Here is a 12,884-nt window from a genome sequence, read left to right on the forward strand (position 1 = left end):
CGGCGCCCTCAGTCCTTCCGGTTCGAGCCCGCGCTGCCCCCTGGCCGTCCGCTCACCGGACACGCCGCCGGGGGCTCCTCAAGCCGCTACGCCACCGAGCTTCGGGCCATGGTGTCCTCGATGCGCCGCAGGCACGCGGTCAGGTGCCTCGCCATGGTCTCGACGTTCGGCGGTTCGATCATCGTCTGGTGGTTGCCGGGCACGGGCAGGACCTCCAGCCCGTGCCGCACGAGCCCCTGCCACGGCTGTTCCGGGTGCAGCGGGTGGGGCGGCACGTGGACCTGGGCCTTCAGGTACGTGGCCGCGCCCTCGTAGGGCACTGGCTCGTAGCTGAAGAGGGCGCGCATGTGGGCCTTCCACACGTCCAGGAAGATCTCCAGGTCGCGCAGCGAATACGAGTCCGGCACGGTCGCGCCCTCGCGAGCCTGGCGCAGCACCTCCTTCATCTGCTCATGCGGAGGAAGGGAGCGCAGGCGCTGGGCCAGCGCCGGTGTGTCATCGCCGAACATGGCCGCGAGCAGCGCGGCGTCGTCCTCGAACCGCGTGGGCATCTGGCCGGGGCCCGGCGTGTCGAGGAAGACGAGCAGCGCCGGAGGAACGCCCAGCGCGAGCATGCGCTGGGCCATCTCGTAGACGATGGTGCCGCCCATGGAGAGGCCTACGAGGTAGTAGGGCCCCTGGGGCTGCCACTGGAGCATGGCGCCCAGGTGATGTGCCGCGAGCACTTCGATGCTGCCCAGCGGTGGGCACTCACCGTTCACGCCGGGAGCCTGGAAGCCATACACCGTGCGGTCGGGACCGAGCGCCCGCACGAGGTCCTGGTAGCAGAACACCGTGCCGCCCACCGGGTGCATGCACCACAGCGGCGGAAGGTCGGAGCGCCCATCCTGGAGCCGTACGATGCCTTCAGGAAGCGTGGGGCCCTGGGAGGACGCCGGTGCATCGGGCGTGAGCTTCGCCTGGATCCACTGCGCGAGCGCCGCGACCGTTGGACTCTGGAAGAGGACCTGAAGCGGGACCTTGAACGGGAAGTGCTCCGACAGCTTGGACACGAGCTGTGCCGCGAGCAGCGAATGGCCGCCCAGGTCGAAGAAGCTCGCGGTGACGCTGATGACCGTGCGGCCCAGGACCTCCGCCCAGATGCTCGCGATCTGTTGTTCCAGCGGCGTGCGAGGCAACACGCCGGCCTCGTCCGTCTCCGTGGCATCGGAAGGGCGGGGCAATGCGCGGCGGTCCACCTTGCCGTTCGAGTTGAGCGGCAGCGCGTCCATCAGCACGAACGCGGAGGGGACCATGTGGCTGGGGAGCGAACCCTGGGCATGGGCACGCAGGTCGCTGGCCGTCACCGAGTCGCGGAAGGTGACGTAGGCGACCAGCCGCTTGTCACCGGGAGAGTCCTCGCGCACGAGCACCAGCACTTCGCGCACGGCCGGGTGCTGGCGCAGGACGGCTTCGATTTCACCGGGTTCGATGCGGAAGCCGCGTACCTTGACCTGGTGGTCGCGGCGTCCCACGAAGTCGAAGGCACCGTCGTGGCGCTGACGGACCAGGTCTCCGGTGCGGTAGAGGCGGGCACCTGGAGTGTTCGCGAAGGGATGGGGGATGAACGCGGTGGCGGTGAGGTCGGGCCGCTCCCAGTAGCCCCAGGCGAGGCCGTCGCCGCCGACGAACAGCTCACCGACGATGCCCGGCGCCACCGGGTGCAGGTGCGCGTCCAGCACGTAGGCCGTGCTGTTGGAGAGGGGCTTGCCAATGGGCACCGTGCCCGTGACGGGCTCCGTGACGAGGTGCCACGTGCTGAACGTGGTGTTCTCCGTGGGTCCGTAGACGTGCACCAGCCTGCGAGGCCCACCGTGCTCAAGCAACCGGTTCACGCAGGCCGGGTCCGAGGCCTCGCCACCGAAGAGGAGCGTGGACAGGCCATTGAAGGCCGTGGGCTCCGTCCGGGTGACGTGGTTGAAGAGGGCCGTGGTGAGGAACAGGGCGGTGATGCGTTCGTCCCGCAGACCCCGGGCCAGCGTCGCGGGTTCGATGATGTCTTCCTTGGAGAACAGGACGAGCGTGGCGCCATTGAGCAGCGCGCCCCACACCTCGAAGGTCGAGGCATCGAAGGACACCGTCGCCGCCTGGGCCACGCGGTCGTCCGGACCGAAGGGGATGTAGTCCGGATCCATCACCAGCCGCATCACGGCCTGATGCGGAACGCACACGCCCTTGGGCCGGCCCGTGGAGCCGGACGTGTAGATGACGTACGCGGGCTCCAAGGGATGGAAGCGCGTCGCGTCGTAGGGAGAGCCGGGATGCGCGGGGGCCTCCAACGCATCGATGCGGATGCAACCGACGCTGTCCGAGGAGAACCGGCTCGAGGACGTCGCACTCGTGATGATCCGATGCACCTTCGCATCGGAGATCATGAGGGCCAGGCGATCCACCGGGTAGTCCGGATCCAATGGCACGTAGGCGCCGCCCGCCTTGAGCACGGCGACAAGCGCCACGATGAGCTCGATGGAGCGAGGCAGGCACACGCCCACGCGGGGCGCATCCGGTCCAATGCCCTGAGCCTTGAGCGTCCACGCGACCTGGTTGGCGCGGGCGTCCAGCTCCGCGTAGGTGAGCGCCTGCGACCCATGGCGCACGGCGATGGCCTCCGGGCGCGTGGCCACCTGGGCTTCGAAGGCCTGCGCCAGGGAGCGGTTATTCGGATAGGGCCGGCCCGTGTCGTTCCAGGCCGTGAGGACCTGTTGGCGCTCCGTGTCGGACAGCCAGGGGAGCGCATGGATGGCTGCGTCGGGCTGATGGAGCGCGCCTTCGAGGAGCCGGCGGAAGTAGTCCGCCATCCGCTCGATGGTGCGAGGTTCGAACAGCGAGGTCGCGTACTCGAACGTGCCGCCGAGGCCTTCCGGGGTTTCGGTCAGGGCCAGGGTGAGGTCGAACTTGGAGGTCGGGGTCTGAAGCTCCATCGCCTGGACCTGGAGGCCCGGAAGCTGGGGCGGCGTCCCAGGTGCGTTCTGCAAGGCGAACATCACCTGCACCAACGGCCCGTGACTCAGAGCGCGCTCAACGTGCAGCTCCTCCACGAGCTTTTCGAACGGCAACTCCTGATGCGCGTACGCACCCAGGGCCTGGTCCCGCACCTGCCGCACCACCGCGCGGAAGGAGGCATCGTCGCGCAGGTGGGCCCGCAGGGGGAGCGTGTTGACGAAGAAGCCGATGAGGCCTTCCACTTCCTCGCGCGTGCGGTTGGCGATGGGCGTGCCGACGATGAAGTCCCTCTGCCCGCTGTAGCGCGACAGCAGCATCTGGAAGCCCGCCATCAACGTCATGAACAGCGTGGCCCCTTCCTGGCGGCCCAGGCCCTCCAATGCTTCGAGCACGCTCCGCGGAAGGGTGAAGACGTGGGTGGATCCCGCGAACTGCTGCACGGCCGGCCGGGGATGATCGGTGGGCAGCTCCAGGACATGCGGCGCGTCCGCCAGCTGCTGCTTCCAGAAGCCGAGCTGCCGCTGGAGCACGTCACCCTGGAGCCACTCACGCTGCCACGCCGCGTAGTCCGCGTACTGCACGGGCAGGGGCGTCAGGTCCGAGTCCCGGCCCGCGCGACGCGCTTCGTATTCGGCGGACAGCTCACGGTAGAGCACGCCCATCGACCAGCCGTCGGACACGATGTGGTGCAGGTTGAGCAGCAGCACATGGTGCTCGGCGTCCTCACGCACCAGGAGGGCGCGGAACAGCGGACCCTCCGCGAGGTCGAAGGGTGTCTCCGCGTCCTCGCGCAGCAGGGCTTCCGCTTCGTCCCTGGACGATGCGTCGACCCGGCGGAGGGACACGGGCATCCGCGGCAGGATGCGCTGCGCGGGGATGCCTTCACCCGGGAACACCGTGCGCAGGGATTCATGCCGGTCCACCAGCGCCTGGAGGGCGTGCTCCAGCGCCTCCACGTCCAGCGCCCCATCCAGCCGCAGCGCCATGGGCATGTTGTACGCGGCCCGGTCCGAGTGGAACTGGTTGAGGAACCAGAGCCGCTCCTGCGCGAAGGACAGGGGCGGCGGTCCTCCACGGTTCCACGTCCGGAGCGCCGGAACCGACTGAGACGTGTCCCGCGAGAGTCCTTCCAGTGCGCGCGCCAGGGCTTCGATGGTGGGGAACTCGAAGAGGGTCCGCACGGGGACGGGAACGCCCAGCACCTTCGACGTCCGGGAGACGATCCGCGTGGCCAGCAGCGAGTGTCCACCCAGGTCGAAGAAGTTCGCATCGACGGGGACGTGGGCCCGCTGGAGCACCGCGCACCAGATGGCGCTTAACGTCTGCTCCAGTGCGGTCAGCGTCCGTGTGCCTGCCGTGGTCGGCATGTCACCTTCGGGCACGGGCAGTGCGCGGCGGTCCACCTTGCCGTTCGCGTTGAGCGGCAGCGCGTCCATCAGCACGAACGCCGAGGGGACCATGTGGCTGGGGAGCGAACCCTGGGCATGGGCACGCAGGTCGCTGGCCGTCACCGTGTCACGGAAGGTGACGTAGGCCACCAGCCGCTTGTCACCGGGCGAGTCCTCGCGCACGAGCACCAGCGCTTCGCGCACGGCCGGGTGCTGGCGCAGGACGGCTTCGATTTCACCGGGTTCGATGCGGAAGCCGCGCACCTTGACCTGGTGGTCGCGGCGTCCGACGAAGTCGAAGGCGCCGTCGTGGCGCTGACGGACGAGGTCGCCGGTGCGGTAGAGGCGAGCGCCCGGGGTCTTTGCGAAGGGATGGGGGATGAACGCCGTGGCGGTGAGGTCGGGCCGCTCCCAGTAGCCCCAGGCCAGGCCGTCGCCGCCGACGAACAGCTCACCGACGATTCCGGGCGCCACCGGATGCAGGTGCGCGTCCAGCACGTAGGCCGTGCTGTTGGAGACCGGGCGTCCGATGGGCACCGTCACCGCATCAGGTTCGACGTGCGTCGGAGAGAACCACGTGCTGTACACGGTGTTCTCCGTTGGGCCGTAGGCGTGAACGATGTGCTCTGGTGCGCTGTGGGAGAGGATGGCGCGGATGCAGGCCGGGTCCGCGGCCTCGCCACCGAACAGGAGCCACCGCAGGCCCTTGAGCAGCGACGGGTCCGTGCGCGCGACGTGGTTGAGGAGCGCCGTGGTCAGGAACATGACCGTGATGCCCTCTTCGCGGACCCGCCGCGCGAGCACCGAGGGCTCGATGACCTCTTCCTTCGAAAGGAGGACCAGCGTCGCGCCGTTGAGCAGTGCGCTCCACAGCTCGAACGTCGAAGCATCGAAGGCGACCGTGGACGCCTGGGCGATGCGGTCCTCGGGGCGGAGCTGGATGAAGTCCGGGGCGAGGACCAGACGGGCGACACCCCGGTGCGGGATGCACACGCCCTTGGGTCGGCCCGTGGAGCCGGACGTGTAGATGACGTGCGCCAGGTCATCGCCCGTGCACGCATCCGGAGGTGCGTGGCGCTCCAGTCCGTTCGGGAGCGAATCCAGTCGCAGGACCTTCCACGGTCCTTCCGGGACATGACTCACGAATGCCGACGCGGTGACGACCGCGACGAGCCGAGCATCCGTGGCCATGAAGGCAAGCCGGTCCGCCGGATAGTCCAGGTCCAGCGGCACGTAGGCACCGCCCGCCTTGAGGATGGCGACGAGCGACACGATGAGATCGACGGAGCGGGGCAGGCACACACCGACACGCGCATCTCGTCCGACCCCCTGGGCCTTGAGCGCCCACGCGACCTGATTGGCGCGAGCATCCAGCTCCGCGTAGGTGAGCGCATCCGGACCGTGTCGTACGGCAATGGCCTCCGGGCGCGCGGCCACCTGCGCGTTGAAGGCACGCACAAGGGAGGCGTCGCGCGGGTAGGGCCGCGCGGTGTCGTTCCAGCCGACGAGGACCTGATGCCGCTCTGTTTCGGAGAGCCAGGGCAGGGCAGCGATGGCCGAATCCGGCTGATGGAGCGCACCTTCGAGCAGGCGGTGGAAGTGGCCCGCCATCCGCTCGATGGTGTGGGACTCGAACAGCGCGCTCGCGTATTCGAGGACGCCCGAGAGTCCGTCGCCGGTCTCCTCCAGCATCAAGCTGAGATCGAACTTGGAGGTCTGGAGCGGCAGCTCCACCGCCTGGACCTGGAGGCCCGGAAGCTGGGGCAACGTGCCGGGCGCGTTCTGCAAGGCGAACATCACCTGCACCAGCGGCCCGTGGCTCAGGGCGCGCTCAACGTGCAACTCCTCCACGAGCTTTTCGAACGGAAGCTCCTGATGCGCGTACGCACCCAGGGCCCGGTCCCGTACCTGCCGCACCACCTCGCGGAAGGAGACACCGTCGCGCAGGTGGGCCCGCAGGGGCAGCGTGTTGACGAAGAAGCCGATGAGGCCTTCCATCTCCTCGCGAGTGCGATTGGCGATGGGCGTGCCGACGATGAAGTCCCGCTGCCCGCTGTAGCGCGACAGCAGCAGTTGGAAGCCCGCCATCAGCGTCATGAACAGCGTGGCCCCTTCTTCTCGGGCCAGGGCCTCCAGCGCGCGACGGAGCTCGGACGGCAACACGAACCGGAAGGTGGAGCCATCGAACCGCTGCACGGCCGGACGGGGATGGTCGGTGGGCAGCTCCAGGACATGCGGCGCGTCCGCGAGCTGTTCCTTCCAGAACGCGAGCTGCCCCTGGAGCACGTCGCCCTGGAGCCACTCGCGCTGCCACGCCGCGTAGTCCGCGTACTGCACGGGCAGCGATGACAGTCGCGCCGGCTGGCCCTGGAGTCGTGCGCCGTACTCCATGGACAGCTCACGGTAGAGCACGCCCAGCGACCAACCATCGGACACGATGTGGTGCAGGTTGAGCACCAGCACTGAGCACGTGCCCTGGAGCCGGAGCAGCAACGCCCGGAACAGCGGTCCCCGCGCGAGGTCGAAGGACCGCTCTGCCTCCTGCCGCAAGAGAGCTTGAACCTGTGAATCATCGTCGAGCTGCTGAACCTCCAGCGTGAAGACAGGCGCTTCCGCGATGTGCTGCGTGGGGCGGTCGCCCTCCGGGAACGTGGTGCGGAGGGACTCGTGGCGCAGCACGAGCGCTTCCAGGCTGGCGCGCAGCACCGGGACATCCAGTGGACCGTCCACGCGCAGCGCCATGGGCATGTTGTAGACGCCGGGGGCGTCGTGGAGCCGGCCCAGGAACCACAGCCGCTCCTGCGCGAAGGACAGCGGAAGCGGTCCGGCCCCGCGATGCATCACGGGGATGCGCGATGCCTCCCGATGCCCTTGTGCGAGCAGGCCTTCCACTGTCCGGACGAACGCCTCCAGGCGAGGTGCCTCGAAGAGCGCGCGCACGGGGAGGGACACGCCCAGCGCATCCCGCACGCGTGACACCACCTGCGTAGCCAGCAGCGAATGCCCGCCCAGGTCGAAGAAGTGGGAGTGTGCCCCCACCTCGCGTCCTCCCAGCAGCGAGGCCCAGATGCCGGCGATTCGCGCTTCGAGCGGGCTCCGGGGTGCGATGAAGCCCTCGGTGCCGGAGGCCTCGGGAACGGGCAGCGCGCGCCGGTCGATCTTCCCATTGGGCGTGAGGGGCAGCGACTCCAGCACCACGAACGCGGCGGGCACCATGTGGCCCGGGAGCCGTGCCTGGAGGAACTCACGGAACACCGTGTCCGTGACGTCCGTCGCCGCGACGTAGGCCACGAGCCGGCGGTCTCCCGGCGTGTCCTCACGCAACAGCACGAGTGCCTCCCGCGCGGCCGGGTGCTGTCGCAGGGCTGCTTCCACTTCGCCCAGCTCGATGCGGAAGCCCCGCAGCTTCACCTGATGGTCGCGGCGGCCCACGTACTCCAGCACGCCATCCGTGCGCTGCCGGACCAGGTCACCCGTGCGATAGAGCCGGGCACCGGGCACGTCGCTGAACGGATGGGGAACGAACTTCTCCGCCGTGAGTCCGGACCGGTCCCAGTACCCGAGCGCCAGTCCGTCACCCCCGACGAACAGCTCGCCTACGACGCCAGGAGGCACCAACTGGAACCGGGCATCGAGCACATACGCCGTGCTGTTGGCGATCGGCCCACCGATGGGCACGGACTCGACGCCCGCGTGCGGCACCCGGTGCCACGTGCTGAACGACGTGTTCTCCGTGGGACCGTACCCGTTGATCAACGCAGTGGGGCCGCCGTGCGAAAGCACCGCGTTGACGCTGGCGACATCCGCGGCCTCGCCGCCGAAGATCATCCAGGACAGGTGGCGGAAGGCCTCGGGCCGCGAGCGGGCGACGTGGTTCAACAACGCCGTGGCCAGCACCATGTGCGTGATGCGCTCGTCCTGGAGCCTGCGCGCCAGGACGTCCGGGTCGATGATTTCGTCCTTGGTGAACAGGACCAGTGTGGCCCCGTTGAGCAGCGCGCCCCAGATCTCCAGCGTGGACAGGTCGAACGCGATGGTCGTGGACTGCGCCATCCGGTCGCCGGGCCTCAGCTGCACGTAGTCCGGGTTGAGCACCAGCCGCACCACGCCCTGATGCGGGATGCACACGCCCTTGGGCCGGCCCGTGGAGCCGGACGTGTAGATGATGTGCGCCAGGTCCACCGGCATCGCGGGCTCGGCCGCCGGTGCCTCCATGGCTTCCCACGGCACATCCAGGCACACGGGCGTCCATGAACCCGGAGGCAATCCGGACGCCAGCGCCTCATGCGTGACGATGGCGACCAGTCGCGCATCGGTGGCCATGAAGGCGAGCCGCTCGGAAGGGTGCTCCGGATCCAGCGGGACGTAGGCGCCGCCCGCCTTGAGGATGGCCAGGAGCGACACGATGAGGTCCACCGAGCGCGGCAGGCACACGCCCACCTGCGGCGCGCGCCGACCTACTCCAAGCGACCGCAGCCGCCGGGCCAGGTGCTCCGCACGCGCATCCAGCTCCGCGTACGTGAGCGTCACTGCCCCGTGACTCACTGCGATGGCATCAGGCCGCCGCGCGACCTGGAGCGCGAAGGCGTCCACGATGGACAGCTCCGAAGGGTAGGGCCGTGCCGACGCGTTCCAGTCGCGGAGCACCCGCCGCTGTTCCACCTCCGACAGGAACACCGCGTCTCCGGTGGCCCGGTCCGGCGCTTCCACGAAGCACCGCAGCACCTGGAGGTAGTGCTCCGTCAGGCGCTCGATGGTGGCCGCATCGAACAGCGCCGTGGCGTATTCGAGCGTGCCCGCGAGCGCGTCACCGGATTCCTCCAGCGCGAGGAACAGGTCGAACTTGGACGTGCGCGTGTCCAGCGTCAGCGGGGTGACGGTGACGTCCGGGAACTGGAGCCGCGACGTGGGCGCGTTCTGGAGCGCGAAGAGCACCTGGATGAGGGGCGTCCGACTCGGCTCGCGCTCGACCTGGAGCGCTTCCACCAGCTTCTCGAATGGCAGGTGCTGATGGGCATATGCCCCCAGCGCGCGGTCGCGCACCTGTCCCAACAACTGGAGGAACGACGGTTCTCCCTCGAAGCGGGCACGGATGGGCAGCGTGTTGACGAAGAAGCCGATGAGCCCCTCCAGCTCCTTCCGCGTGCGGTTCGCGATGGGCGTGCCCACGACGAAGTCCCGCTGGCCGCTGTAGCGCGACAACAGCACCTGGAACCCGGTGAGCAGGGCCATGAACAGCGTGGCCCCTTCGCGGCGGGCCAGCTCCTCCAGCGAACGGTGGAGCTGCGCCGGGACCGTGAAGCGATGAATGGCACCCGCGAACCGCTGCACCGCGGGACGCGGACGGTCGGTGGGCAGCTCCAGCACATGCGGCACGTCCGCGAGCTGCTTCTCCCAGAAGCCCAGCTCCCGCTGGAGCACATCTCCCTGGAGCCACTGGCGCTGCCACGCCGCGTAGTCGGGATACTGGAGGGGCAGGGGCGCCAGGTCCCGAGCGCGGTACGCCGTCGACAGCTCCTGATACAGCACGCCGAAGGACCAGCCGTCGGAGACGATGTGGTGCAGGTTGAGCACCAGCACGTGCCGCTGCTCCGCTTCACGGATGAGCAGCGCACGGAACAACGGACCTCGGGCCAGGTCGAACGGCCGTTCCGCTTCACGCTGCATGCACGCGAGCGTCTCTTGCTCCGAGCCGGACTCCGCGCGCTCCAGCGTCACGGGGACGCGCGCGGCGACGTGCTGGATGGCGGTGCCTTCACCAGGAAAGGTGGTGCGCAGGGATTCATGCCGATCCACCACGGCCTGGAGCGCTTGCTCCAGCGCGGCAGTATCCAGCGGCCCTTCCAGACGGAACGCGAACGGCAGCGAATACAGCGCGGAGCCTGGCATCCACTGGTCCAGGAACCACAGCCGCTGCTGAGCGAACGACAACTGCTCCCGCGCCGCGTCCGTGCAGGGAGGAATGGGAGCCTCGGCGCGCTCCACTGTCGGCGCGGCCACCTCCAGCGCGGCGGCGAAGTCCCGCAGGAGGGGGTTCGCGAACAGCAGGCGCAGCGGCACGGGACGCTGGAGCACATCGCACAGCCGGCCCATGGCCTGCGTGGCCAGGAGGGATTGCCCACCCAGCTCGAAGAAGTCCGCCGTGGCGCTGACCGCCTCCACGCGCAGCACGTCCGCCCAGACCCGGGCGACGGTCCGTTCCAGCGCGGTCTCAGGCGCGACGAAGTCCTCTTCGGCCCCGGGGCAGTCGCGTGGGTCTGGCAGCGCCTTGCGCTCCACCTTGCCATTGGCCGTGAGCGGCATCACGTCCAGGACGACGATGGCCGACGGCAGCATGTGCGCGGGCAGGTGGCCCTTCAGGTGCGCCCGCAGCGCCGGCGCCGTCAGGGGCTCCGACGCCGTCACATACGCCACGAGCCGCCGATCTCCCGGCACGTCCTCGCGCACCATCACCACGGCCTCCTGCACGGAAGCATGCAGGCGCAGCGCCGCTTCAATCTCTCCCGGTTCGATGCGGAAGCCGCGCACCTTGACCTGGTGGTCCACGCGTCCCACGAAGTCCACCGCGCCGTCCTCGAGCCGCCGCGCGAGGTCTCCCGAGCGGTACATGCGCGCGCCCGGTTCGGTGCTGAAGGGATCCGGCAGGAACCGTTCGGCGGTGAGGTCCGGGCGCTCCCAGTAGCCCCACGCGACACCGCTGCCTCCGGTGTACAGCTCGCCCACGGCGCCCACGGGCAGCTCGCGGCCCTCCGGGTCCAGCACGTACATCCGCGTGCCGGAGATGGCATGGCCAATGGGCGCGGGCTCGGAGCCGAGCGGCGCGCACAGGAGCTGGCAGCTCGTGAAGGTGGTGTTCTCCGTGGGGCCGTAGCAGTTGAAGATGCGCGTGCGCGGCAGGGCCTCCAGCGCCCGGCGCGCGTGGGGCAGCGACATCACCTCGCCGCCCGTATAGAGCTGCCGCAGCGTCTCCGTGCCCGGCAGGCCCCGGTCCACCAGCGTGTTGAACAGGCCGGTGGTGAGGAACGCCGTCGTCACGCGCTCCTCGCGCAGGAAGTCTCCCAACTCGTCCAGCGCGGAGGCGCCTCGCGAGAACACGGCGACCCGGCCGCCGTTGAGCAGCGGACCCCAGAGCTCGAACGTGGACGCGTCGAAGGCCACCGGCGCCAACTGCAACAGCACCTCATCCGGCCCCAGGTGCACGTAGTCGGGGTCGAGCACCAGCCGCAGCACGCCCCGGTGGGGCACGCACACGCCCTTGGGACGCCCCGTGGATCCGGAGGTGAAGACGACATAGGCCAGGTCGTCCTCCACGACGTCGCGCGCGATGGGCCCGTCGCTGAAGCCCGCCAATGCGTCCGCGTCCGTGTCCAGCCGGAGCGTGTGCCAGTCCCCCGACGGCAGGTGTGACTCCAGCCCGGCATGCGTGACGATGATCCGCACGCGCGAATCCGTGGCCATGAAGGCCAGCCGCTCCGAGGGGTACTCCGGATCCAGCGGAACGTATGCACCGCCCGCCTTGAGGATGCCGACCAGCGTGACGATGAGATCCACCGAGCGCGGCAGACACACGCCCACCTGGGGCCGTTCGCGTCCTACACCCCGCGCCTTCAACCAGCCCGCGAGCCGGTTCGCCCGCGCATCCAGCTCCTCGTACGTGAGCTGCTGTCCATCACACCGGACAGCGACGGCCTGGGGACGGAGCGCGGCCTGGACCTCGAAAGCATCGGCGATGTTTCGAGGCGCCAGACCCCGAGGAGACACGGGGACGTCGACGGTGTCGGTCATGTCGACGCGCCACCCCCGACAAAGGGGGTGGTGGACTCAGGACCGCCCGGGGAAGCGCAGGCGGGTCAAACAGGGGCGGCGCGTGTCTCGGATTAAGAGACCCTGAGGCAATGCACGCAAAAATTTGGCGGTACGTTCGTGTATGCCATTTGTTCCGTGATTGCTGATACTTCAAGGAGGACAGACAAGTCCTGGTTCATTGGCGTCGATATCTTGCAACGCGAGCAGGCACGTGAGCGCGTCTGGATCCACGGAGTCCATCAGGTATGTGCGGCGCCACAGCAGCGCCGCGAAGCGCTTGGGCAGTTGCGCGTCTGGAGCAACGAGCGCGCGGCGCACGCCGTTGCTGCCCACCGCGGCCTTCGCCATCGCGGCCTCCAGCTTCGCGACGTCATCGGGGCAGCCCTCCGGGCAGTTGTAGAGGAACACCGCGTGGCCATGCTCCAGGTTGTGGATCCACGAACAGCGCGGCTGCTCCACGGTGTAGCTGCGGCATGACAGCCACGTGGCGCAGTGCAGGCCGGAGTTGGGTGGGTTCTCTCCGTTGCCGCACGCGGTGCTGCCGCACGAGCTCACGTGATTGGCCGGCGACATGTCCGACAGCGGGAACGAATACCGCTCGCAGGCCTCGCCACCGGGGTTCGGCGGATCATCGTTCGTCGAACCGCAGGCGAGACACAGCGAGAAGAGGAGGGGGAGGAGGGCGCGAGTCATCCCCTCCGTCATATC

2 protein-coding genes are annotated in these 12,884 nt (G+C 69.1%); both read right to left on the reverse strand.

The annotated features are described in order from the left end of the window. Positions 1-86: 86 nt before the first annotated feature. Positions 87-12,155, reverse strand: a complete 12,069-nt coding sequence (locus ACX114_RS18725; RefSeq protein WP_459299620.1) for a non-ribosomal peptide synthetase — start codon at positions 12,153-12,155, stop codon at positions 87-89. A gap of 171 nt (positions 12,156-12,326) precedes the next feature. Beyond that, complete coding sequence (locus ACX114_RS18730) at positions 12,327-12,869, reverse strand: DUF3105 domain-containing protein (protein WP_459299622.1); 543 nt, start codon at positions 12,867-12,869, stop codon at positions 12,327-12,329. Positions 12,870-12,884: the final 15 nt, after the last annotated feature.

This window comes from Corallococcus sp. M7, from assembly GCF_054512695.1.